The sequence below is a fragment of the Roseburia sp. 499 genome, from assembly GCF_001940225.2.
In the GTDB taxonomy this organism is placed as follows: domain Bacteria; phylum Bacillota; class Clostridia; order Lachnospirales; family Lachnospiraceae; genus Petralouisia.
In genome coordinates this window covers 2333923-2356669 of the sequence record NZ_CP135164.1, presented here as the reverse complement: position 1 = coordinate 2356669, position 22747 = coordinate 2333923, and the positions used below count along the sequence as shown (strand labels likewise).

Below are 22747 nucleotides of genomic sequence, written 5' to 3'. Positions count from 1 at the left end.
AATAAAGGAAGAAAACATTATGGGATTATTTGATATTAACGATGAAAAACTTCAGGCACTTTACCATAGAGCGTTGGTTGAGGCAAATTATGGATTTGTTGATCCTCGTAAGTATCCATATTTGGCTCGTGCAATTATGCAATATGCAAGAGAGAATAATTGTAGCTATGATGATGCACTTATATTAGCGAAAACAGGTAACAAAATGTTCTAGGAGGCGATTTCTACGAGTTATTATGTAATGTCCGACATTCATGGCTTCTATGATGATATGATAAAAATGCATGAACAGATTGCGTTTGCTGATGAGGATACATTGATTTTTGCCGGCGATTATATTGACAGAGGTTCTCAAAGCTTTGAAATGTTAAAATGGATTGAGTCGAATCCGAAAAATGTGATATTTCTTAGAGGAAATCATGATGAAGAATTTGCATACAGTATTGATTTGATGTATGGAATTTTGTCACAAAATGAATGTTCAGAATCCTCGCTGGATGATACAAAGCTTATCTATGAACTGCTTAGGCAATTATCTTTAAAGCAGGGTAATGGAGTGAATTTCTTTGATCATTATGGGACAATCCGGGAATTGATTGAAAAACAAGGCGTAACCTTGGAAGTGTTAAAGAGATGGGCGGATAGAATTAGGAATATGGCTTTTTTCTATCGTCTGGAGGTAAGCGGAAAACAAATTGTTGTAGTTCATGCTGGGTATATTGAAAGTTTGGCTGGTGTGGATACCGATGATACTTTTGATACATTAGAAGATTTTTATTTATATGCAAGAGACGATGCTTACATATATGGTGGTTTGGAGCATGGTATCGTTGTAGCCGGGCATACGCCGACAACATTGGAAGAGGAATTGCCATACAATGATGGAAATGTTTATAAATCATATGACGAAGAAATGGATTGTACTTTCTACGATATCGATTGCGGATGTGCATCCAGAAATAGAAGGTCAAATGCGAAACTGGCATGCTTAAGATTGGATGATGAGAAGATATTCTATGTGTAGAAGCTTTGTCGCACAACAGGCGACCATTTCTGGTAATGGCTATGGTATTTTCTTCTTGATGAATGTGAAGGAGGTCTTGATATGGACAGGAATATATGGCTTGACGGTATGATGGGACTGATTGTAGGGGACGCACTAGGTGTTCCGGTACAGTTTATGGAGAAAGAGGAAATTACTACAAGAGAAGTCGGACCGGTGAGGGGGATGGAATCTGGTGGTGTTTATAATATGCCGGCAGGTACATGGTCGGACGATGGAAGTATGGTACTTGCTACTCTTGACAGTATTGTAAATAATAAGAGAATTGATCTGACGGACATTATGGAATGCTTCTGTAAGTGGGAATTAGAAGGAAAATATACTCAGTATGGAGAAGCCTTTGATCAGGGAAATACCTGTACAGAAGCCATTTATCGTTATATAAAGGACAAGAAAATTGATACCTGCGGATGCACAGGCGAAAACTCTAATGGTAATGGTTCTTTAATGAGGATTCTCCCGGCGTGTATATTTCTGGCATTAGCTCAGGAGACTGCGGAAGAGGATAAGATGGCTCTTATTCATAAAGTGTCCGGATTAACACATAATCATCTCAGAAGTAAAATGGCATGCGGATTATATTATGCAATGGTTGATGCACTGCTTCATCACAGAGACAAATCATCATTGAAGGAAGTTTTGCAAACGGGTATTGATAATGGACTAAAGTTTTACGGCAAGGACAGGGAAAATTACTATGAAATGACACATTTCACAAGGTTGTTTCATCTGGATGAACTGCAACAGACAGAGGAAAGGGATATGAGAAGCGGAGGTTACGTGATTGAAACCATTGAAGCAGCGGTATGGTGCCTGATTACCACAGATTCCTTGAAAGAGTGTTTATTAAAAGTAGTAAATATGGGACATGATACAGATACTGTGGCAGCAGTTGCAGGTGGACTTGCTGGACTGTATTATGGCGCAGATGCAATACCGAAAGACTGGTTAGATGAGATAACGAAGAAAGAGTATGTTGAAGAACTGTGTGAAAAAGCAAGTTTGTTATGTGGAAGTAAAGCGATATTTTATTTACAAAGGAAAACGGACAAAAAATAAGCAGTCATTAAACGGTATTGTTTTACAGGAGAAAGATATATTCAAAAAGATATATTCAATATGTTGACCGCATAGAAGATGCTCGCGTGTTTGATAATAGATTATTTCAAATGGTGTTTACGAGATAAATTGTTGATAGAAGATGATATTGAAAAGAGATTTATATAATTAGTGTCATGTGCCCAGCTCAATCTTCCACATGGAATACATCTTCCACCAGCATATTAAAGTATTTTGATATCCGCAGCATAAATTCGGCAGATGGGGTACTGTCCCCACGTTCTATCCTGCCGACAGTTTTGGTGCTGTATCCGATAGCAGCGGCAAGGTCATCTTGGTAAATGCCACGCTGCTCCCGGATTTCTCTGATATTATTGGTAACCGCCATAAAAATCCCTTCTTTCAGTTCTATAGATATTTTCTTATTGTCAATTATGCAAAATAATGTGTCCGATAAAAAGGACTTGCAATTTTATCGGCAATGTCCTGTAATAGCAGAAGCATCAGATTTTCCAAGAACTTTTCCAAATATGTCTAAGCGGTCATTTTCTCCAACCTTGATAGGTGCATACTTTTCGTTAAGCGAGATAAGGAAAATTCCGTCTTTATCGTTTTGTAATTTCTTAATATAGGCTTCTCCGTTAAGAGCGAAGATGCCGATTTCTCCATTAGCAACAGATTCCTGTTGTAATACCCATGCAATCTGACCATCGTGGAATTCAGGTTCCATACTGTCACCACTAATGCGTACACCGAAAGTAGTATCTTCCGGCAGGATAGATTCATCTATGCGTACAGTCTCTTTCGGTCCGTCTACAAGGAAGTTACCGGTTCCGGCTGATACGGCATTTTCAAAAATATCAATGCTTCGGAATGGAATTATCTTAGCAGTCTGCTTTTCATACATTCCGGATGCGTGGAGCAGATTGATATAATCCGTAGCTTTTTCCCTGCCTTCATCAGTAAGTGAAGAGAAAGGATCGGCAGGATTTACTCCAAAATATGCTTCATACATGTTAGTAATACCAAGGATTCTACACACTTTGTAAAATATGGTAACGCTTGGTTCAGCAAGATTTCTCTCCCAGTTGGATATGGCTTTATAGGAAATGGTAATGCCTTCCTTTGCCAGTTCATCAGCGAGATCCTGTTGGAGCAAGCCTTTCTTTTTTCTATATGTTGAAATGATTTCTCCGATTGAGTACATACATACGCCTCTTTTCTTTCATTTTGTTGATTTCAAATGTCTCTTTTCACTCCATAGTATATAGCAATAGTGCCAGTTATTCAAGTTAAAAATCCAATATAATGAGAAAAAGGACACATGTGTCCGTTGACAGTCGATTATTCTTGGGGTTATACTATGCCCTGTAAGAAACATTACTCATATACTTGGACTAAAGGTTATGGTAGTGACAGATTAAATGCAGGAGGTGATGAAGATGGGAGACAGGGTAATACTTCATTCAGATATCAACTGTTGTTATGCCTCGATTGAGCATCTGCATCATCCGGAGCTTGCAGGAAAGCCACTGGCAGTAGGCGGTGACCCGGAGGCAAGACATGGGATTGTCTTAACAGCCGACTATATTGCTAAGAAGTACGGTGTGAAAACAGGAATGGCACTCTGGCAGGCAAAGCAGGTCTGCCCTGACATAACATTTGTTTCACCAAGAATGGACTTATATCTTCGGTTCTCAAGAATGGCACATGAGATATATGCAGAATATACGGACAGGCAGGAGCCATATGGGATTGATGAGTGCTGGCTTGATGTGACAGGGAGCAGTTCCCTTAAAGGAGATGGATTGCTTATCGCACAGGAAATCAGCAGGAGAATGAAGTCAGAGCTTGGCATCACAGTGAGTGTTGGTGTTTCTTTCAATAAGATATTTGCAAAGCTTGGTTCAGACTATAAGAAACCTGATGCAATCACAACTATGTATAAGAGTGAGTTTAAGCAGAAGGCATGGTCACTTCCGGTGGCAGATCTTCTATACGTTGGCAAAAGTACGAACAGAAAGCTTGCATTATTTGGTATCAAAACCATAGGTGATCTTGCAAGAGCAGATGAAGATGTGCTTAACAGTCACCTTGGAAAGATGGGCAGTATCTTATGGTCGTTTGCTAATGGCTATGATGATTCACCTGTCAAGCTGGAGAATACCCACGCTCCAATTAAATCAGTGGGAAACAGCACAACAACACCAAAGGATTTAGTATGCGATGAGGATGTAAAGATTGTTCTTTATATTCTGGCTGAGAGTGTTGCAGCAAGACTTCGTGAGAATGGATTCAGGTGCAGAGTGGTTGAGATAAGTGTCAGGGATAATGAGCTATTCTCTTTTACCCGTCAGAAAAAGATTGACCATGCAACAAACATCACCGGAGAGATAGCTGCATATGCTTATCAGATATTTAAGGAAAACTATAACTGGAGCAAACCAATCCGCAGTGTTGGTGTCCGAGGTGCAGACCTAGTAACAGATAATTATTGGGAACAGATTGATTTGTTCTCAAGTGTGGAGAAGCGTGAAAAGCAGATGAAGATGGATTTGGCGGTGGATGAGATACGCAGAAGATTTGGATTTTACAGTATCCAGAGGGGACTCATGTACCGGGATAGGATTTTGTCGTCAGTCAATGCAAAAGAAGAACACACAGTACATCCACATGGATACTTTGGATAAAGAGGGAGGCGGAACATGAGCGAAGCAGCAAGAATTGAGCTGGTAGACAGAGCACCATTGACGGAGAAGCAGCAGAATGTGTATGAAAGTATTATGCAATATCAGCGTGTGAATGGTTATGCTCCTACTATCAGGGAGATATGCAAGATGGTAGGGGTGGCATCGACTTCAAGTGTTTATGCACATCTGAAAATATTAGAAGAAAAAGGCTATATTGCAAGGAAGATGGAATGTCCGAGAGCAATAGCAATCTTGTAAGGAAGGTGATTATATTGAGCAATAAGGTATATGTTGATGTACTTGCAGAGTTTTCAAAGGACGGACTGCTTATTCCAAAAGAGATAACATGGGAAGATGGCAGAAAGTATGAAATTACCCGAGTAAAAGACAAGCGCAGAGCAGCCAGTACAAAGGCTGGTGGTGTCGGAGAGAGATATACTTGTGTGGTAGATGGAAAGGAAATATTCCTTTTCTATGAAGATAACAATATGTGGTTTATGGAAAGAGCCGGAGCCTGATGTGATTGTGTGCTGAAAGCACAATTCATATCAGTTGGCTTTAGATCAGCAAAGCCGGGGAATGTGCAGACATTCATCGGAACTCCCGGCAAAAGGCTTGCAAAGGTGATTTCCCTTTCCTTTACGAGTACAGAATTGTAGATTGATGATTTTGTATGAATAAGGAGCGAACTGAATTGAATAAAGGAAATGTTTTAGAAATTAGATGTAAAAAATGCAACAAATTAATGATGGAATACTTTGTATGCGGAGATGATTCTGCTGTGGCACTTCAGAATATTGGAATTAAGTGTGACAGATGCAAGCGAGTGATGATACTCAAGAAGTATTCCGAGGGAATGATGAAGGAACATTCTGAGAATGGGACTTTCAGAATATAACGATTGACAATTAAATTACAGCCCACCTGATAAGGGCACATCGAAAGATGGAAGCACCAGAGACGCAGGGGAAACGAACAGTATTTATGATACTGGTTTCCTCGTGCGTCTTTTTTTGTGCTGTAAAGGTAATCCGACTTGTTCGTTTCCAAGGGCGGCAAGGAGGATTTATGAGCAGTAAAGCACAGACAAGAGAAAAGGATTATGAGAGAGGATTACGAATTGCTGATAGGAGAAAGGCGATGGGATTATCACAGGATGAGTTAGCTCATAGAGTAGGTATAGGTAGACAAGCATTATCTGCGATTGAAAACGGTGGGGATTTTAAGACACAGACATTAGATAATCTGGCAATCGTACTAGGTGTATCTGTTGATTTCATTATGTATGGGGAGAATGAAGAAAAATCAGAACTGTTATCTGAGGCAATGGATGTTCTTTCAGATATGGATGAATTGCAGATTAGACAGTGGCTTGCAATGATGAAAGCGATGAAAAGTGTGACAGCAGAAAAGTAATTGTCGTGTTTACACGACATAAGTGTCGCTTGTACACGGTCGGCAATTAAGGTGTGGCAGATTACAATATACTTGTGCTTGAGATACAGCACAGAATTTGAAAGCGGCGTGCACAATGCTTTCTTTAATATTTTAATTAAGGAAGGTAATAGCCATGAAAAAGTATAACGGAAAAGAACTTTACAAAGGACTTTTGTTTATAAAGTCCATGATGAGTATGAATAATGTGAACAGACAGAAAGAACTTGATCAGACATATGCATTAAGTGTGGGAATTGAGTGTGAGCAGACTGTGGTAGATGATGGAGCATCTACATCGGTTGACAGACCTCAGATGCGTCAGCTGGTGGAAATTCTTGAGGCTTCAGATTACAAGGTGCTTGTCGTAGAAGATATTTATGAGATTACAAGAAATCCTGAAGATTTAAAGTCAATGATGGATCGCATAAATGGTTTGGGGGTGACAATATTTGACCTTGGTACTATGAGTGCGAGGTACAACAATTATGCGATTGAGTGTTAGGAATTTAGGCAGGTATTCCTACATTGTATTTGCTTCTGAAACAGTGGTATTTGATGACTATGGGAAGCCAGTCATCAAATGCCCAACAGAGGCTGAGGCTGTGGAATACATCAGGAATCGGTTAGATAGTGAGGTTATTCAGGATGATATATGATATTTATGCAGTTGGTAATACTTTGAGAAGTATTAGAAATAAATATGGATATACACAGAACGATATGGCGGAGAGCCTTGATGTAAGTTATATTCATTATTCGCAAATTGAGCAGGGAAGACATAGGATGAGTCTGGATCTTATGCTGAAGATTGTAACAAAGTATGGAGTAGATCCTAATACATTGTTTGGAATTGAAAGCAGGGAAAAACATGCGAATAAAGATTTGTCTGTATTGGAAGATAAATTGCAGATGCTTAAACCAAGTGATAGAGAATATGCAATGTCTACATGTTTGATTTTTATTGAAGGCTTAGAGGCAAGAAAGGAAGTGGTTTGAAATGAGAAGAGCAGGAAGAAAGAAAAAGCCACTGACCATACAGCCAATAAAGTGTGTTGTGATGTTGTCTTCTGATGAGGAGCATGACTGTATTGTAGCAGAGAAAAAGGAAGATAAGCAGTTGAAACGAATCATGGAATTTGCTGACAATAACAATCTTATTCCTATGAAAGTATTCCGAAGAGGAATTTTTGGACGACGATTAAGGGATGAAGTGTTTTATAAGGCAATAAGATATATGAGAGCAGGAAAGGCAGATGCGCTTATCGTAACAAATCTCGATGCTATTTCAGACGGAATAGCAGATTCTTATTTAAAAATTGGAGCAGTAAGGGAAGCTGGGTTTAGATTATTCAGTGTAGATGAGAAGGAACCAAAGGTTGACTTGTATATTCCACCAAAGAGAGGTGATCTGCAGTGAAGATAAAGAGAAATATGATTGTGTGGGCTGAATTAAAAAGTGGACTCAGGCATATACAAGCTGGAAGGAGACCATGTATTGTAATAAGCTGCGACAAAGCAAACGGAAAATCACCTGTATACACAGTTGTTCCGGGGACAACTAAGATGAGAAAGGATTATATTCCAGTACATTTTAATATTGAGCCTTCAGAAATTAGAGGATTTTTAAGACATACAACAATGTTTTTACCGGAGCAGCTGGTCACAATAAATGAGGAACAGATAATACAGACTGCCGGGATGATTGTCAGCACAGATGCAATAAAAAAGATTGATGCGATGTTAGTCAGACAGCTGCAGATTGGAGAATATGATGGATGATGAAAATGAATTAGAGAATCAGAGTATAGATATTCCTATATGGAGGCGATATTTGCTTTCTGTAACTGAAGCGGCACAATTTTATCACATTGGTGAAAAGAGACTTAGACAAATTGTAGATATCCATCCCAATGGGGAGTTTTATCTGTTAGTAGGAAACAAAGTTTTATTTAAGAAAGAGCAATTTGAGCAATTTCTGGCAGAGTCAACTGCAATTTAATATGTAAAGTAGTAGAAAAGGGGGCACAAATGTGGTACAATAACCATGCTAGGGCTCTCTTTTTTGAAAGGAGACAAAGCTATGAGTGAGAAAAGACGAGATAATCGCAATAGAATTCTTCACGAAGGAGAGTACCAGAGAGCAGATGGACGTTATCGTTTTAGATATGTAGATATTCATGGAAATGAAGGGAATTTATATAGTTGGCGTTTGGACCATAATGATCCTATACCTAAAGGAAAGAAAATGGAGCTTTCTTTAAGAGAAAAGGAAAAACAGCTGGAACAGGATATGTTTAACGGACTTGTTCCAGGAGGTGGAGGGCTTACAGTTCTTGAATTAGTGGAGAAATATGTAAGTCTTAAAATAGGGGTCAGACAGAGTACTTATGCTGGTTATAAGACGGTAATTAATCTGCTGAAAAAAGATGATTTTGGCAAAAAAAGAATCGACAAAGTGAAATTATCAGATGCGAAAGCCTGGTTGATCAAGCTTCAGAGGGTAGATGGAAAAGGTTATAGTTCAATTCATACTATCCGTGGTGTATTAAGACCGGCATTCCAGATGGCGGAAGAAGATGACTTGATTCGCAAGAATCCATTTAGCTTTGAATTAGTCAATGTGATTGTGAATGATAGTGTGAGAAGAGAAGCTGTCACAAGAAAGCAGGAGCGTGAATTTCTAAGATTCATAAAAGAAGATACGCATTTTTGCAAGTACTATGATGCAATATTTATCCTTTTTAACACAGGACTTCGTATATCAGAGTTCTGTGGGCTTACAAAATCAGATTTGGATTTTAAAAACAAAAGAATACGGGTAAATCATCAATTACAGAGAACAAGTCAGATGCAGTATATCATTGAAAAGCCTAAGACAGAAAGCGGCGAGAGATATGTTCCAATGTCTGATGAGGTGGTGGCTTGTTTCAAGAGAATACTTAAGGACAGGGTCAATCCCAAAGTTGAACCGATGGTTGATGGAATGACAGGATTTTTATTCCTTGATAAGAATGATATGCCTATGGTGGCATTACATTGGGAAAAGTATTTTCAGCATATTCGGGAAAAGTATAATAGTATATATAAGGTTCAGATGCCGCCAATCACACCGCATGTGTGTCGTCATACATTTTGTTCTAATATGGCTAAGTCGGGAATGAATCCGAAGATGCTTCAGTATATTATGGGACACTCGGATATCAGTGTTACGATGAATACCTATACTCATGTTAAATTTCAGGATGCACAGGAAGATTTTCAAAAAGCAATCAATTCATAATGACCTGATGAAAATGAGAGAAAAATGGCTGAATGCCAGTATTTATCTTAATCCCCAATTTCTTACCTGTCGATTCCCAATGGCAGATTTGCCTTTGGTACAGACTTGAAATTTACCAAAGTTTTTACCAAAATTGATGACAAAAATATGCAAAGATATGCCCAAATATGCCAGAATAAGTGAAAAATGAAGAAAGGTAAAAAGGCTTGAAAAGCCCGAAAATACTGGAAATATGAGAAAAATCAAGATTTTATTTGTTTGCCACGGCAACATTTGCCGTTCCCCCATGGCAGAATTCGTATTAAAAGACATGGTAGCCAAGCGCGGCATCGCCGATGATTTTTACATCGCCTCTGCTGCTACCAGTATGGAAGAAATCGGCAATCCGGTACACCACGGCACCAGAAACAAACTGGCGCAATATGGTATTTCCACAGCCGGAAAATATGCAGTACGCATGGAACGCAGTGATTACAAAAAATATGATTACATTGTGGGCATGGACAGTTGGAATTACAAAAACATGCTTCGCATTGTAGGCGAAGACCCGGAGCAGAAAATAAGCCTGCTACTGGATTATACAGACCATCCCAGGGATGTGGCGGACCCATGGTACACTGGAGATTTTGACAAGACATACGAAGATGTGGTAGCGGGATGTGAAGGTTTGCTGGCACACATTTTAAGTAACGTAGAAAAATAAAAGATTGACTGGTATGGAAAGTTATGCAATAGTAAAATAAATGAAAGAGGATAGGAAAAGAAGAGAAAGAGGCGCAAAAGAAGACTATGAAAATGACAGTAAAAGAAATACTGAAGGATGCATTTTCCTTAAAAAGTGACACGGCAGATCACGAAGAAATCAGGAACAGACTGGTAGAGGGAGGTCAGGTTACCGGAACCAATATGTGTGTTCTGATGCTGGCGATTTTTATTGCATCCATTGGGTTAAATATGAACTCTACCGCGGTGATTATCGGTGCCATGTTGATTTCGCCATTGATGGGAAGTATTCAGGCGGCGGCCTATGGAACGGCCACAGCTGATTTGAGACTGTTTCGAAAATCTATGATAGGACTAATGTTCCAAGTGGCAGTGTGTTTAATTACATCTACATTATATTTTTTGATTTCACCTATTTCTACCACGACATCCGAATTACTTGCAAGAACCCAGCCAACGATTTGGGATGTTTTGATAGCATTGTTTGGAGGGCTTGCCGGAATTATAGGAATTACCAGAAAGGAAAAGTCTAATGTGATTCCGGGTGTGGCTATTGCAACAGCGCTGATGCCGCCGCTTTGCACCTGCGGGTATGGAATTGCAACCGGACAGTGGAGATTCCTTTTAGGAGCAGGGTATCTGTTTCTTGTGAATTCCTATTTCATTTTTTTCTCTTCCGCGGCAATCTTATTGGTGTTGAAAGTACCCAAGAAAAAAGAGATTAGAGAGATTACGCCGGAACAATGGAAAAGGTTGAAAAAGGCGATTATACGAAATACCATTATCATGATATTGCCAAGTATAGTTGTAGCATACATTATGGTACAGAATACGAATGCAGATAAGGAATCCTTAACCGGATTTGAAAAGGAAAATGTAAGTATCGAATCCATAACAAAACAAATCCGGATTTTATTTCCGGAAGTGGAAAAGGTGGAAATCAGTACAGTAGAATTCGTAAATGAACAGAAAAAAGTAGAAAAGAAACGGGTATTCAATCTTACTGTTTCAGAAGAGTTGTCCAAGGAAAAAGAAAAAATAATGGAAGAGTGGATTAGAGAACTGTACAGCGAACCCTGCGAAATATGTCAGAAAATAAAAGAATAATGAAAAAGTTAAAAATACATATAATATTATAAAAGAGGCTGCAATACAATCGGAGACCTTAAAATTGGCTCCGATAGATTGCAGCTTCTTTTACATAGTGTGCTGCATTGCTACTGATATCTTCAATTTCTTCAGAAGTTAAAGTACGTTTTACTTTTCCGGGACTTCCGACTACTAATGAATTATCCGGAATTATTGTATTTTGAGTAATCAACGCACCGGCACCAATGATGCAGTTTTTTCCTATTACAGCGTGATTGAGAATAATGGCGCCCATTCCGATTAGCGTATTGTCTCCTACCGTGCATCCATGAACGATGGCTCCATGTCCGATGGTAACCTGATTTCCAATACAGAGAGGTGCTCCGTCGTCTACATGGAGGACACAATTATCCTGTACATTTGTGTCTTTACCGATTTGAATCGAAGCCATATCGGCACGAACAACAGCGTTGAACCAGATACTGGAATTGTCACCAATCGTTATGTCTCCACAAAGAATGGCGCCTTGTGCAACGAAAACATTTTTTCCTAGTTGCGGAGTTTTGAAAGTGGTTGTCATAAGAATGCTCCTTTCCGTCAAGTGATATGTGAGTAACATCATTATATAGGATGCTTTCTTAAAAGTAAAACAATACTTTAAGTAAGGCTTATTTGATTTCATACATAATATTTTTGATAGTTCTGCTGATTTCGGTGGCTATTTACATGTATTGCTTTTTAAAGAGAGTAGTCAGTCTGTTGAAAGGATGGAAGAATACAAAGAAGCAGAAATGCTTTTTGGGTTGTGTTGTTGCTATCTTGACAATACCGGTGATAAATATTTTCAGGCTTTGGGCAGTTGTTGTTTTATACATTTTAGGAACTGCACTGGTAATTGATGTGATTCGAATGATAATTGTGCGGGTCAGTCAAAAAAGAAACCGGATATTGTGGTTTTAGGAGGAGATATTGTGGATGAAGCATCTTCCTTTGAAGAGATTCAGGAGGCGTTTCGAATTCTGGGGGGAATTGCAGGGTGGGGGTATCCTATAAGAACCGGAGGGCATTGTGAATACGTTGTGGTGAATCTGGTGCATTGACAAAAAAGTAGTGGAAAAAATTTTTTTGTATGGTAAAATAGTAAAGATTGACTTAAACAGAAGAAGGAGAGAAAGAGTATGGAAAGAATATCGAATAGTTTATCAAGGGGAATTTTTGTGCTGCTAGTATTTGGTATCATGCTGATGGTAGTAAGCGGAAAAATGACGATTACTTCCTTGATGCCTGAAAATGACTTTGAGGATTTGATGGAAAAGGAAGCAAAGGAAGGAATGCATATTAAGGGAGAAGTGCAGTATGCCTTTGACTGTTATGCATATGAGGAAACATGGAAAGAAAACAAAGATGGTTCCAGAACACCGGCAAAAACCTCTCATTATTACTATGCAATTCCGGGCGAGGGAGATAATTTTATCGGACTGGAAGTAGCGGTAGATGATAAGGTTGATATGGAAACTCTGGCAGATGAGACTTATGAGTATTTGTCAGGTGGAGAAGAGCCTTCTACAAAGATTATGGCAGAGGGCCGAATGACTAAAATGGATGAGGAAATGTCAGGTTTATTTAAAGAGTATCTTCAGGAAATCGGATACACGAATGAGGAAATCTCAGGTATGGGAGAGTTCTATTATATTGAACAGCCGGCTTCTATGCAGACAGAACGACTGATGTTTGCAGGTGGTATTCTTTTAGTAGTAATTGCGATTGTGATATTTATTATCCGTTTTAAAAAGAACAAACCTGTTACGGAAATGGAAACAGTTCAGGCAGAGGTTCCAGAAACAGAGGAATTAGAAACAGAAGAATCAGAAAATTTATAAAAGGGACTTGACAAAAATTCCAAACCATTTTATTATCCTGATATCATATAGAGATACTAGGAAAAGAAATGGGGCGGAATTTTTGTCTATTAAAAAGATTGCAGAAAAAGCCGGAGTTTCCACAGCAACGGTATCGCGGGTGTTGAATAATCCGGAATATAAGTGTTCTTCCGAAGAACTTCGGGAAAAGATATGGCAGATTGCTCGTGAACTAAACTATCTGCCAAATGAAGCTGCGCGTAATCTGAAAAAGGGAATTATCGATACAGGACAAAAAATATGGTATATCGATATTTTGATGACGCGTACCGGAAGTATGGAGGCAGATCCCTTTTTTAGTGAATTGCTTCGAATTATCGAAAGTGAAATTCATAAGCAAAGGTGTATTTTGACGAGAGTCTGGCATCAACCGATATTTTCCAATGACAGAAAGTGTCAGATAGAAAATATTGATAAGATTCTGGAGGAAATGGAACAGGGAAACGAGCAAAAAAGCGATGGACTGATTATTATTGGAAAATGTAATGATAATGTTCTCAAAAAACTTTCAGCCAAATATCGAGGTATCGTATCCGTGAATCGGAATTCCACAAATTACTTAGTGGATGAGGTTATTTGTGACGGAATGCGGATAGCTGCAACAGCTGTGGAATATTTGATTCAATTAGGACACCGGAAAATCGGATATGTGGGAGATTGCCATAATGAGTCAAGATATAAAGGATATCAGGATACCTTGTTTATGTATAATATCGATATGGATATCAATTATGTAATAGAAACAGAGCACACGGAGGCAGAAGGGTATGCTGTCATGGAGAGCCTTATTCAGCGTAGTGATGTTCCCACAGCTATTTACTGTGCCAATGATATGATTGCAATCGGTATGTTAAAGTGCCTGAATCGGTATAAGAATCGTTACTATGTACCTTCTATTATTTCCAGTGATGACATAGAAGAAGCACAGTATACCAGGCCGATGCTTACAACGGTTCGGTTACCCAAGGAGGAGATGGGAAAGTTTGCACTTTACCTATTGTTAGATCGTCTAAATGGCGGTCATAAGGGAATTGTCCGGACAGAGTTGGAAGGAAAGCTGATAATTCGAGAAAGCTGTACACCGGTGGAAAATACAAACAGATTGGAGTATTATATTTAGGAAAAAGGAGTAGTTCTTTGGAACTGCTTCTTTTTTTGCACTCTTATGACAGTAAAAATGTAAACGCTTACATGAAAAAGCGAAAAAATAGAGAAAAACAGATAAAAAAACACTTTAAAAAACGAAATAAGTAGAAGAAAATAGGGGAGTAAACGTTTACAAGAAAAACGATTTTTTTACATGAAAATAATAAGAAAATGTAAAAAAACAAGGGAAAAATGTTTGAAAAACAGAAAAATTTGCATTTGCATGAAAACGATTACAAAAATAAGACTAGAAAACCTATAGGAATATAGGGTATAAATACATCAAGCAAGACGTCAAAGCGAAAACGAAAACAAAATTAAAAGTAAAAAGAGGAGGAATTATTATGAAAAAGAAATTATTATCACTGTTATTAGTATTAGGACTTACGGTTGGTGCAACAGGATGCGGAAATAGTAATGCTACCAAAAATACCGGAGCGAATGGAGAGGAAAAACAAACATCAGAGGAAGGCTCATTAGAAACAGTTCGGTTGGGAGTGTGGACAGGAGGTATAGACCATTATCTGGCAGTAGTTGGAAAAGAACAAGGAATTTTTGAAAAATATGGAATCGATCTTCAAGTTACCGAGTATGCAGCAGGAATTAATACAATAGATGCTATTGTAACAGGGCAGTCAGACCTTGGAATGATTGCAGATTTTGCAGGAGTGAATCGAATTGGAAATACCCAGGAGGATTTCAATGTTCGTATCATTGGACGATATACAACAGCAAAGAGCTACAGTCTATATGTAAATCCGGATGAAGTGACGAAATTGGAAGATTTGGCTGGAAAAGGATTTGCAACAAGTCCGGGCACGATTCTTGATTATTACAATGCACTTACTTATGAAAAAGCGAATATTAAAGAAGAAGACCAAAAGCTTGTAAACATTGACAGTGGTCAGACATTGTTGGGAGTTCTTGACAGTGGAGATGCTGTAGCATACTGGACAACCGGTACAACAGCAAAAAAACTTGAAGAGCTAGGACTGAAAGAGTTTTTGACTATGGAGGATTTAGGACTTTCCGTAGATGCTTATTTTGTTTCTTCAGATGCATTTCTTGCGGATCATGAAGAAACCGTGGAAAACTTCCTTTCTGCTATTAAAGAGACAGAAGAGTGGGTAGAAGAAAATCAAACAGAAGCGGCAAAAATTGTAGAAGAAAAAATAGGAGTTCCTCAAGAACAGGTAGTTGAGAACTTGGAAGCAAGCCAGTTAGTTCTCGATTTTAAACAGGATTCCATTGAACATTTAAATGAAATTAAAGAATGGGCTGTAAAAGCAGGGCTTTTTGAAAAGGATTATGAAATCAAAGACTTTGTGGACACAACCGCTTTAGAAAAATTGTTCCCAGATGATGTAGCATATTAAAAAGTAATAATGAAAAAGAAAAGGAGAGATAACAATGGCTAATAATAAAAAAGTATTTCAAGATCTTTATAACGCATATGTATATGCTTACCCGGCAGTAATTCTTGAGTTGACAAGAAGAGTTTCGTTGAATCCATCCAAGGATGGGAAGCAAAGCTTAAAGACAAATACCTTATATCATACCACTGCATTGGCAGATGCTTCTTTTAAAAATGTGGTTGCACCGAATATTGATACTGTTTATTCACAAGCGTGGTTGGATTTGAGCGAAGGTGCATTGATTTTTGAAAAACCGGAATTAGATCGATATGTATCCATTGCATTTTTGGATGCCTACACGAACTGCGAAAATATTATTGGTACAGGGGGAGATGGAAATCAAAAGGAAAATTATCTGATTACCGGTCCGAATTTTACAGGTGAAGTGCCGGAGGGATATAAACAGCTTGCGCTTCCAACAAATAAGAATTGGGTAATCGTTCGTACCATTATTTATGGAAAAGATGATGTTGAAGCAGTAAAAGAGATTCAGAGTAAGCTACAGTTCAAAACTTATGGAAATGCAAAGCAGGAGGTAATTAATCCGGCATATCGTTCTGATTTTGTATTTAAACCGATTGAAAAAATCACAAATCTCTCATTGGAAGAATTTTTTACAATTTTCAATGAATTGTTAATCGGAAATCCGGATAAATATGCGCCACAAGGTGAATTGAAACAGTGGAAAGACTATGGCATAGGAGCTGGAGAAACTTTCACTAGTGATGAAGAGATAAGAAAAATAGAAAATGAGGTAAAACAAAAATTTTTAGAGGAAACAAGCAGAGGATTAACAGAAGGAGGAACAGTTAATTACTGGAGTTATCCGGATGATACCATTGGAATTTATAAGACAGATTATCTGCTTCGTGCCAATGTCGCGCGAAATGGTTTGGGAGCAAACCCGGTGACAATGTGCGTTTACCCAGCCACATATGTAGATTCAGAGGGAAATCCATTAGATGGAAGAAAACGTTATCAGATTCATTTTGAAAAAGGGCAGCTTCCACCTGTAAAAGAGCATGGTTTTTGGTCTATTACCTTATATGATAGTAAGGAGCGCTATTTAGTAGAAAATGAAATTCATCGTTATGGAATCAACGACAGGGATAAACTTAAGGAAAATGAGGATGGCAGCATTGATATTTTGGTACAGCAGGAAAGACCGGAAGAAAAATGGGTTTCTAATTGGCTACCATCTGGAAATGAAGCATTTAATTTGATTTTGCGTATTTATTTGACAAAAGAAACGGTAATTTCAGGAGAATGGAAACCACCGGTAATACGGCAGATTTTATAGGATAAGTAAAAGAATAGGTAATTGCGAAACAAGTTCGCAATCCTGATTGAATACAAGGATAGAATCCTGCAATGCAGGATTCTTGGTATGAAAAGTGGATACCAGGTATTTTTTGGCACACGAAATAAATCCCATGGATTTATGGAATTGGTAAGCCCTATGCGATGAGAGGTTTCAAACTTCTAAGATACTGGTGTTTATGTATTTTATCAGCAACCATCACAGTAACAAGCTGGGTAATACCGGCGAGAAGAAGATCTGCATGGAGCGTTTTCTCATTTTGAGTTTTACGTCCGGCAATACAGAAACTATCTTTAAAGTGATTGATAGATTTCTCTACATTGACTCGGATTTTGTAAGTTTCATCCCATTCGGCGGAACCGCGTTCGACACCCGGATACGCGCGGAGGTTTTTCTCCGGATAGATGTAGATCATTCGTCCGCAGGAAGAAGTTGTACAGGGGTTATCGCAGTGGCAGACGCGACGTTTGGATTTATCTGCCGGATTGTATTCCCATTTCATTTTGGGGCATACAAACTTCATGGTTGGAATCTTGCTTTTTAAATGAGATTTACTTCCTTCTCTTTTCATTGGGAGTGAAGGATCGTGAGGGCAACAGGGAATGCCGTTCTCGTTGAATGTGCAGCCGTTTTCTTCCATGGAGAGTTTTACTCTAAGGGGAATGAAAGCTTTTTGAAATCCGATTTCTTCAAAAAGAGATTTGTAGATTTCAATCGTATCAAAGGCTGCATCGCCCAGAAAAGTCTTTGGCTCAATAAGCGGATGTTTCTGGAAGAAATCAATCAAAACAGGAAGTAATGCTTTTGAGTCGGCGAGTGACTTATCTTCGTCCGGAGAATCCGATTTTTTCTCCACAACGATATCAGGATGAGCATTCAGAAAGTCTTTGTTATAGAAAGTGATATCACGAACAATGCCAAGCCCATTTGTAATAATGCCAAACTTGTAAGCGTAACAGAAATGTCCATTAATGTACATTTGTTGGATAGCCTGATTAGAAGCAGCATGGGAAGGCATGGAACCATAGGCAGCCTTATAAGGGTCGTAAGAATCATCAAGGTTATGGGATTTTTTAAAGGCTTTCAGCTGTTTGATAATACGGTTAGCATATTTGGGATTATTTTCAGCGACCCAGGCTTCTATACCGGAGGTATCGAAGATGGTCATGGATGCAAGAGCAGAATCAATCTTTTGGCAGATCGGTTCGGTCAGATCAACCAAGTGGTCGAACATAGATTGTAAGTCCAGTAAGAAATCCTGTTTAAAACGAGTGAATTTTGAGGCATCGGGAACAACATCAAATCCACAGAAATCACGCAATTCCTGAGAGTATTTGAGAAAGACAATCAGAAGCATATCAGTCGGGATTGAGAAGATACGCTGGATCAGAAGAGCTTTGAGCATAGGATAAAGCTGATGTTTGCGAGGTCTTCCGGTACGAGCGTGAAAATGAGACACAAAAGAAACAGGAACAATTTCATCAAGGTTAATGGCTTCATCAAGAAGTATTAGAAACTGATATTTGTCATTGTCAAATTTATTTTGACAATCTTCAAAAACTTCTGCCAAAGTGAGCTGCTTATGTGTTATCATATGAGTATATCTCCTTTCAGGTGGATGGTTGATTAGTTTCTCGACAATTCTATTTTACCATAAACCTTGAGGAGATATTTTATTTTGGCAACAAAAAAATGCTGTATTTATGCGGCTTTTGGCGTTTCGCAAACGCCTAATAAGTAAAAGAATAAGAAAAGGAGACCGGCGATGTACATAGAATTAAAAAATATTAATAAAACGTTTGGAGATTATAAAGCATCCGATAATGTAAATTTTGGGATTGAAAAGGGAAAACTGATTGCACTTTTAGGACCGAGTGGAAGTGGAAAAACAACAATTCTTCGTATGATAGCCGGTCTGGAGCACCAAGACACCGGAGATATCTATATTGATGGAAAGTGCGTCAATGAAGTTCCGGTAAGAGAACGTGGCATTGGATTTGTTTTTCAAAATTATGCATTGTTTCCATATATGACAGTATTCGACAATATTGCATATGGATTAAAGGTGCGTAAGGAAGATAAGGAAGTCATTAAAAAGAGAGTGACAGAACTGTTGGAACTGGTAGGACTTCCGGGGTTGGAGAAACGTTATCCGGCACAACTTTCCGGAGGCCAGAGACAGCGTGTAGCGTTTGCAAGAGCATTGGCACCGAATCCACAGGTTTTACTGCTAGATGAACCTTTTGCAGCAATTGATGCCAAAGTCAGAAAAGAGCTGCGAAGCTGGTTAAAAGAAATGATTGAAAAAATCGGTATTACCAGTATCTTTGTAACACATGACCAGGACGAAGCCGTAGAAGTGGCAGATGAAATTATCGTAACAAATTTAGGACGAGTGGAACAGATGGGAACACCTACAGAAATCTATAAGAATCCGAAAACTCCATTTGTGGCACAGTTTATAGGGGAATCCACAGTGTTGACAGACTATGATAGGTTAAAGGGATTTGAACTTTATAACGGAAAGCGAAATGCCATTGTCCGTCCGGAATTTGTAAAAGTAGTAAAGTATGGAGGAGCGAAGCAATATCAGAGCTTGTATGCGGAAGGTATTGTGGAGCAGACTTCGTTTCGTGGAAACTGCCTGGAACTTATCGTAAATGTAAATGGAATTCAATTAAAGGCAATTCAGTCCTTTGAGGAAGAACCTTTTGAAAAAGGAGAAAAGGTAGAAGTAATTGTATATCGTCTCTATGTAGTAGATGAAAATGAAGCCCATCTTTTACAGAATGAAGGATTGCAAGAACATGAAATGTTCTATATTTAGGAAGGGAAGTGTGGAGATGAAGAAAGTAATAAATATCATTTTGAAGTGCGGAATTATTACATGGGTTCTGTTACTGCTGATATGGCAGTTTGGCTCTTTGTTTTATAGTGATGATTTCTTACCCGGACCAATTACTACCTTTTCAGGAGCGGGAAAACTGGTGGCGAGCGGTGACCTTGGAAGAGATATCTTGATTAGTATGCAACGTGTGTTAAAGGGATGGCTTTTGGGCATTGCGTTTGCAATTCCGGCAGGACTTTGCATTGGACATTTTAAGAAAATAGGTCTTGTTTTTGAACCATTCTTGAACTTTTTCCGGTTTGTACCGGCCATTGGTTTTATTACATTATTTTTAATGTGGTTTGGTGTAGGAGAAAAATCCAAGGTAGCACTTATCTTTTATGCGGTAATATTCCCGGTCATGATTAATACGATTGCAGGGGTAAGAACGGTAGATGGTGCGTTGGTAGAGGCATCTCAATCTTTGGGAGCCACAGGAGTGAAAACTTTTTTCAGTGTGATTGTACCTTCTGCAGTTCCTCACATTTTTACCGGAGTACGATTGGGATTGAGCGGAGCCATTATTTGTATTGTAGCAGCTGAAATGTTAGCGGCATCTGAAGGAATCGGATATCTGATTTATACCTCAAGACTTTACTATAAGACGGATTGGATATTTATCGGTATCTTTACACTTGGAATCATTGGATTTCTGGCTGATAAGTTATTACAGTTTGTTGGAAAGAAGTTTTTGAGAAGGTTTGGAGTAAGATAACTGGACATTGGGTAAGTTGGTAGTATTTTTTCAATTAGTATAAAGTTTTTATGAAAGTTCTGAAAGTATTCTAAAATATCCCGGAAGGCACTTGTGCTTTCTGGGATATTTCTATATAGTGATATATGTTAGAAATACATATCTGGGAAGTTCTTAAATAAAAATTTCTAAGATTCCATTTCAGGAGTCAGAAAGCAAGCATTGAAAAATAAGAAAATTAGATGAACTCTCGGAATCCTGAGTGTTCATGCCGGCGGAAACCCGGCATTGTACTTTGAAAAGTAAATATTATATGTGGAACGAAAAAATCGCACGAGAAATAAACATAGCTTTCACTATGTTTCAAAAAGTGGTATTATAGACAATAGGATTATGCTGCATTCAAAATCAACTTTCTGAGGGTAGATTCAAATGGCAAATCCCATGCATCCAGATGTTGTAGCATCAGGATGTGATAGAGTCGGCAGTACCACATCTTTGTTGAGCGGTGTCTGCCGTCTTCTAATTTAAAGTCTAATTTCTCACGTTTATTTGAACGTTCCGCAGATGTTCTTGCGTTATACTCCAGCTTCCATTCATTGCTGCTTCTTGGTGGATTATTAAATAATCTTGGGTTATCATTCATTACCAAATGAACGGTACGCCCATATTTGGCATCAGAGCACGGATTATCGCAGGTGCAGGAAATACAACCATTTTTCCTGCTGATTTTTGGACACTTGAATTTCATTCTGCCTTTTGAAATTTCAATACCATCACGGCGCATACGAAAACCACATGGACAGATTGGTACACCATCCTTATCAATGGTAAAGTCGTTTTTATAGACAGGTGGTCTGCCACCTTTGCCGTTAAGATCGATAAAAGGCGTGATATTTTCACGCTGAAAGTATTGATAATAAGGCATGGCATCATGGGCAGAATCTAATAGTACCTTTGAGATTTTATAGTCTGGCAGGAATGATTTCATTCTGAAAAAAGCATGTAAAAATCCATGTGAATCATGCTTGGAGGCACAGGAATAGTGAGGAAATACAGGCAAGTCGCTTTCAGCGTCGACAAGCATGTATAAGTCATACCCATGATAAAAACAATCACGAGATGAATCCCATCCGATATCGCAGTCGGGCTGGGAAAAGTAACGGTCACATTTGCAGTCAGTAATACCGTTTTCTTTGCATTTGCAGACACGATGCTTACGTTCTCTGTGTGAAGTGACAACAGGAGTTCCATCTCCGGCAAGTGCTAAAGCATTTTTATGAATAAGTCCTTTATCGACAGAACTATCAAGGAATTCTTTTTTATAGATTTTAAACAGAGAAGCATAAGGCTGATCATCCAGATGAAACTCCGTGTTTTCTAACTCGGGAAGGAGTTCAGCAACGGTAACTTTTTCTACAGAATCCGCTTTTGTTCCTTTAGATTTAGGTTTTTTAACCTTTGTCTTAAGGGGATGGATATGAGAAGACATATGACTATCATCGGAGTCCCACAGACAACGGTTAATGAAATCATAAAAAGTTCCAACACCAGGAGTGTTGCTTACTTCAAATCCGCTAAGAATGGCATAAAGAGGATTGATTTTAAGCTGAGCAGCCCATTCTGTTAAGGAAGTAACTTTAAAATCGATGGATAAAAGATAGGAACGCTGCATGCAGGATGGAGTTCTTGGAGCAGGTCCGAATTTGGAATATTTATCAGCCAGAATAACATCGGTTTCAGATAAATCAAGGTTCCAGAAACGTTCAATGATATCCCAAGTTGAACGAGCAAGAACATCAGGGTTAGGATAATATTTACGAAGATTAGTAACAACAAAGTTTTGGTAGTCAGTATGACTGCCACAGTTAACAGGTAACATAAAAATCGCCTCCATATCGAAAAATGATTGCCGCCGCAAACGACGGTTCTTATTAATCAATAGGCGCGAAGCGCCGCATTTTTTGATGCGATTGTCAAGTGTTTTTGACAAAAAAGTGGGGGATTTTATAAAAAAAGGAATC

At 38.6% G+C, this 22747-nt stretch carries 28 protein-coding genes and 1 pseudogene; 24 read left to right on the top strand and 5 right to left on the bottom strand.

Annotated elements, in window-relative coordinates:
• Positions 1-19: 19 nt before the first annotated feature.
• The 3 genes from BIV20_RS11655 to BIV20_RS11645 all read left to right on the top strand — a co-directional run bounded on the left by BIV20_RS11655 (position 20) and on the right by BIV20_RS11645 (position 2122).
• On the top strand, positions 20-214 hold the full coding sequence (locus tag BIV20_RS11655) for a hypothetical protein (RefSeq protein ID WP_075720895.1): 195 nt from the start codon (positions 20-22) through the stop codon (positions 212-214).
• A 27-nt stretch (positions 215-241) separates the two neighbouring features.
• On the top strand, positions 242-1024 hold the full coding sequence (locus BIV20_RS11650; RefSeq protein WP_075720894.1) for a metallophosphoesterase: 783 nt from the start codon (positions 242-244) through the stop codon (positions 1022-1024).
• Positions 1025-1105: 81 nt separating this feature from the next.
• Positions 1106-2122, top strand: a complete 1017-nt coding sequence (locus BIV20_RS11645) for an ADP-ribosylglycohydrolase family protein (RefSeq protein WP_075720893.1) — start codon at positions 1106-1108, stop codon at positions 2120-2122.
• A 187-nt stretch (positions 2123-2309) separates the two neighbouring features.
• Here the strand turns inward: BIV20_RS11645 and BIV20_RS11640 are convergent, their stop codons facing one another.
• A complete protein-coding gene (locus BIV20_RS11640; protein ID WP_004611564.1) occupies positions 2310-2510 on the bottom strand; it encodes a helix-turn-helix transcriptional regulator in 201 nt (66 codons plus the stop codon).
• A gap of 84 nt (positions 2511-2594) precedes the next feature.
• Positions 2595-3329, bottom strand: a complete 735-nt coding sequence (locus BIV20_RS11635) for a helix-turn-helix domain-containing protein (RefSeq protein ID WP_075720892.1) — start codon at positions 3327-3329, stop codon at positions 2595-2597.
• A 235-nt stretch (positions 3330-3564) separates the two neighbouring features.
• Here BIV20_RS11635 and dinB point away from each other — a divergent pair, with 235 nt between their 5' ends.
• The 13 genes from dinB (at position 3565) to BIV20_RS11570 (ending at position 11359) form a co-directional block, all read left to right on the top strand.
• Positions 3565-4812 (top strand): DNA polymerase IV, encoded by a 1248-nt coding sequence (dinB, locus tag BIV20_RS11630; RefSeq protein ID WP_075720891.1) that lies wholly within the window; start codon positions 3565-3567, stop codon positions 4810-4812.
• A gap of 15 nt (positions 4813-4827) precedes the next feature.
• Positions 4828-5070 (top strand): LexA family protein, encoded by a 243-nt coding sequence (locus BIV20_RS11625; protein WP_075720890.1) that lies wholly within the window; start codon positions 4828-4830, stop codon positions 5068-5070.
• The gene (locus BIV20_RS11620; protein WP_075720889.1) at positions 5043-5330 is read left to right on the top strand and encodes a hypothetical protein; all 288 of its coding nucleotides are present in this window, start codon (positions 5043-5045) and stop codon (positions 5328-5330) included. Before BIV20_RS11625 ends, BIV20_RS11620 begins: the two co-directional genes overlap by 28 nt.
• 176 nt (positions 5331-5506) lie before the next feature.
• The gene (locus tag BIV20_RS11615) at positions 5507-5710 is read left to right on the top strand and encodes a hypothetical protein (RefSeq protein WP_242939829.1); all 204 of its coding nucleotides are present in this window, start codon (positions 5507-5509) and stop codon (positions 5708-5710) included.
• A 170-nt stretch (positions 5711-5880) separates the two neighbouring features.
• Positions 5881-6228, top strand: a complete 348-nt coding sequence (locus tag BIV20_RS11610) for a helix-turn-helix domain-containing protein (protein WP_075720887.1) — start codon at positions 5881-5883, stop codon at positions 6226-6228.
• A 154-nt stretch (positions 6229-6382) separates the two neighbouring features.
• Positions 6383-6751 carry a recombinase family protein gene (locus tag BIV20_RS11605; protein WP_075720886.1) on the top strand — a complete coding sequence of 123 codons (369 nt, stop codon included), beginning with the start codon at positions 6383-6385 and terminating at the stop codon, positions 6749-6751.
• A 143-nt stretch (positions 6752-6894) separates the two neighbouring features.
• On the top strand, positions 6895-7245 hold the full coding sequence (locus tag BIV20_RS11600; RefSeq protein WP_075720885.1) for a helix-turn-helix transcriptional regulator: 351 nt from the start codon (positions 6895-6897) through the stop codon (positions 7243-7245).
• Position 7246: 1 nt separating this feature from the next.
• Positions 7247-7666, top strand: a complete 420-nt coding sequence (locus BIV20_RS11595) for a recombinase family protein (protein WP_075720884.1) — start codon at positions 7247-7249, stop codon at positions 7664-7666.
• Positions 7663-8028, top strand: a complete 366-nt coding sequence (locus BIV20_RS11590; protein WP_075720883.1) for a type II toxin-antitoxin system PemK/MazF family toxin — start codon at positions 7663-7665, stop codon at positions 8026-8028. The genes BIV20_RS11595 and BIV20_RS11590 overlap by 4 nt, the downstream gene beginning before the upstream one ends.
• Positions 8021-8248 carry an excisionase gene (locus BIV20_RS11585; protein WP_242939828.1) on the top strand — a complete coding sequence of 76 codons (228 nt, stop codon included), beginning with the start codon at positions 8021-8023 and terminating at the stop codon, positions 8246-8248. The genes BIV20_RS11590 and BIV20_RS11585 overlap by 8 nt, the downstream gene beginning before the upstream one ends.
• A gap of 81 nt (positions 8249-8329) precedes the next feature.
• Positions 8330-9529, top strand: a complete 1200-nt coding sequence (locus tag BIV20_RS11580; RefSeq protein ID WP_075720881.1) for a site-specific integrase — start codon at positions 8330-8332, stop codon at positions 9527-9529.
• Positions 9530-9815: 286 nt separating this feature from the next.
• Positions 9816-10232, top strand: a complete 417-nt coding sequence (locus BIV20_RS11575; RefSeq protein ID WP_242939827.1) for a low molecular weight protein-tyrosine-phosphatase — start codon at positions 9816-9818, stop codon at positions 10230-10232.
• A gap of 92 nt (positions 10233-10324) precedes the next feature.
• Positions 10325-11359 carry a TIGR00341 family protein gene (locus BIV20_RS11570; RefSeq protein ID WP_143524542.1) on the top strand — a complete coding sequence of 345 codons (1035 nt, stop codon included), beginning with the start codon at positions 10325-10327 and terminating at the stop codon, positions 11357-11359.
• A 58-nt stretch (positions 11360-11417) separates the two neighbouring features.
• Here BIV20_RS11570 and BIV20_RS11565 read toward each other — a convergent pair whose 3' ends face one another.
• Positions 11418-11921: a gamma carbonic anhydrase family protein gene (locus tag BIV20_RS11565; protein ID WP_075720878.1), complete on the bottom strand. Its 504-nt coding sequence runs from the start codon at positions 11919-11921 to the stop codon at positions 11418-11420.
• A gap of 146 nt (positions 11922-12067) precedes the next feature.
• Here BIV20_RS11565 and BIV20_RS11560 point away from each other — a divergent pair, with 146 nt between their 5' ends.
• The 6 genes from BIV20_RS11560 to BIV20_RS11535 all read left to right on the top strand — a co-directional run bounded on the left by BIV20_RS11560 (position 12068) and on the right by BIV20_RS11535 (position 17121).
• Positions 12068-12301, top strand: a complete 234-nt coding sequence (locus tag BIV20_RS11560; RefSeq protein ID WP_075720877.1) for a hypothetical protein — start codon at positions 12068-12070, stop codon at positions 12299-12301.
• A gap of 11 nt (positions 12302-12312) precedes the next feature.
• A complete protein-coding gene (locus BIV20_RS11555; RefSeq protein WP_278335673.1) occupies positions 12313-12441 on the top strand; it encodes a hypothetical protein in 129 nt (42 codons plus the stop codon).
• Positions 12442-12519: 78 nt separating this feature from the next.
• Positions 12520-13221 carry a DUF6709 family protein gene (locus BIV20_RS11550; RefSeq protein WP_075720876.1) on the top strand — a complete coding sequence of 234 codons (702 nt, stop codon included), beginning with the start codon at positions 12520-12522 and terminating at the stop codon, positions 13219-13221.
• A gap of 82 nt (positions 13222-13303) precedes the next feature.
• Positions 13304-14380 carry a LacI family DNA-binding transcriptional regulator gene (locus BIV20_RS11545; RefSeq protein ID WP_075721064.1) on the top strand — a complete coding sequence of 359 codons (1077 nt, stop codon included), beginning with the start codon at positions 13304-13306 and terminating at the stop codon, positions 14378-14380.
• Between the two features lie 370 nt (positions 14381-14750).
• Positions 14751-15782, top strand: a complete 1032-nt coding sequence (locus tag BIV20_RS11540) for an ABC transporter substrate-binding protein (RefSeq protein ID WP_075720875.1) — start codon at positions 14751-14753, stop codon at positions 15780-15782.
• A 34-nt stretch (positions 15783-15816) separates the two neighbouring features.
• Entirely contained in the window at positions 15817-17121 is a 1305-nt protein-coding gene (locus tag BIV20_RS11535; protein ID WP_075720874.1) for a DUF1254 domain-containing protein, read from the top strand.
• Positions 17122-17340: 219 nt separating this feature from the next.
• Here BIV20_RS11535 and BIV20_RS11530 read toward each other — a convergent pair.
• Positions 17341-18736 (bottom strand): annotated as a pseudogene (locus BIV20_RS11530) (transposase).
• Between the two features lie 171 nt (positions 18737-18907).
• Between BIV20_RS11530 and BIV20_RS11525 the strand changes: the two are divergent.
• Complete coding sequence (locus BIV20_RS11525) at positions 18908-19969, top strand: sulfate/molybdate ABC transporter ATP-binding protein (protein WP_075720873.1); 1062 nt, start codon at positions 18908-18910, stop codon at positions 19967-19969.
• A gap of 16 nt (positions 19970-19985) precedes the next feature.
• Entirely contained in the window at positions 19986-20744 is a 759-nt protein-coding gene (locus tag BIV20_RS11520) for an ABC transporter permease (RefSeq protein ID WP_075721063.1), read from the top strand.
• Between the two features lie 370 nt (positions 20745-21114).
• Here the strand turns inward: BIV20_RS11520 and BIV20_RS11515 are convergent, their stop codons facing one another.
• A complete protein-coding gene (locus BIV20_RS11515) occupies positions 21115-22605 on the bottom strand; it encodes a hypothetical protein (RefSeq protein ID WP_075718328.1) in 1491 nt (496 codons plus the stop codon).
• Positions 22606-22747 lie beyond the last annotated feature (142 nt).

Bases quoted from the DNA above. Each gene is read 5' to 3' on its own strand.
- BIV20_RS11655 (WP_075720895.1), top strand. From the start codon at position 20: ATGGGATTATTTGATATTAACGATGAAAAACTTCAGGCACTTTACCAT.
- BIV20_RS11650 (WP_075720894.1), top strand. From the start codon at position 242: ATGTCCGACATTCATGGCTTCTATGATGATATGATAAAAATGCATGAA.
- BIV20_RS11645 (WP_075720893.1), top strand. From the start codon at position 1,106: ATGGACAGGAATATATGGCTTGACGGTATGATGGGACTGATTGTAGGG.
- BIV20_RS11640 (WP_004611564.1), bottom strand. From the start codon at position 2,510: ATGGCGGTTACCAATAATATCAGAGAAATCCGGGAGCAGCGTGGCATT.
- BIV20_RS11635 (WP_075720892.1), bottom strand. From the start codon at position 3,329: ATGTACTCAATCGGAGAAATCATTTCAACATATAGAAAAAAGAAAGGC.
- dinB (WP_075720891.1), top strand. From the start codon at position 3,565: ATGGGAGACAGGGTAATACTTCATTCAGATATCAACTGTTGTTATGCC.
- BIV20_RS11625 (WP_075720890.1), top strand. From the start codon at position 4,828: ATGAGCGAAGCAGCAAGAATTGAGCTGGTAGACAGAGCACCATTGACG.
- BIV20_RS11620 (WP_075720889.1), top strand. From the start codon at position 5,043: ATGTCCGAGAGCAATAGCAATCTTGTAAGGAAGGTGATTATATTGAGC.
- BIV20_RS11610 (WP_075720887.1), top strand. From the start codon at position 5,881: ATGAGCAGTAAAGCACAGACAAGAGAAAAGGATTATGAGAGAGGATTA.
- BIV20_RS11605 (WP_075720886.1), top strand. From the start codon at position 6,383: ATGAAAAAGTATAACGGAAAAGAACTTTACAAAGGACTTTTGTTTATA.
- BIV20_RS11600 (WP_075720885.1), top strand. From the start codon at position 6,895: ATGATATATGATATTTATGCAGTTGGTAATACTTTGAGAAGTATTAGA.
- BIV20_RS11595 (WP_075720884.1), top strand. From the start codon at position 7,247: ATGAGAAGAGCAGGAAGAAAGAAAAAGCCACTGACCATACAGCCAATA.
- BIV20_RS11585 (WP_242939828.1), top strand. From the start codon at position 8,021: ATGGATGATGAAAATGAATTAGAGAATCAGAGTATAGATATTCCTATA.
- BIV20_RS11580 (WP_075720881.1), top strand. From the start codon at position 8,330: ATGAGTGAGAAAAGACGAGATAATCGCAATAGAATTCTTCACGAAGGA.
- BIV20_RS11575 (WP_242939827.1), top strand. From the start codon at position 9,816: ATGGCAGAATTCGTATTAAAAGACATGGTAGCCAAGCGCGGCATCGCC.
- BIV20_RS11570 (WP_143524542.1), top strand. From the start codon at position 10,325: ATGACAGTAAAAGAAATACTGAAGGATGCATTTTCCTTAAAAAGTGAC.
- BIV20_RS11565 (WP_075720878.1), bottom strand. From the start codon at position 11,921: ATGACAACCACTTTCAAAACTCCGCAACTAGGAAAAAATGTTTTCGTT.
- BIV20_RS11560 (WP_075720877.1), top strand. From the start codon at position 12,068: ATGTATTGCTTTTTAAAGAGAGTAGTCAGTCTGTTGAAAGGATGGAAG.
- BIV20_RS11550 (WP_075720876.1), top strand. From the start codon at position 12,520: ATGGAAAGAATATCGAATAGTTTATCAAGGGGAATTTTTGTGCTGCTA.
- BIV20_RS11540 (WP_075720875.1), top strand. From the start codon at position 14,751: ATGAAAAAGAAATTATTATCACTGTTATTAGTATTAGGACTTACGGTT.
- BIV20_RS11535 (WP_075720874.1), top strand. From the start codon at position 15,817: ATGGCTAATAATAAAAAAGTATTTCAAGATCTTTATAACGCATATGTA.
- BIV20_RS11525 (WP_075720873.1), top strand. From the start codon at position 18,908: ATGTACATAGAATTAAAAAATATTAATAAAACGTTTGGAGATTATAAA.
- BIV20_RS11520 (WP_075721063.1), top strand. From the start codon at position 19,986: ATGAAGAAAGTAATAAATATCATTTTGAAGTGCGGAATTATTACATGG.
- BIV20_RS11515 (WP_075718328.1), bottom strand. From the start codon at position 22,605: ATGTTACCTGTTAACTGTGGCAGTCATACTGACTACCAAAACTTTGTT.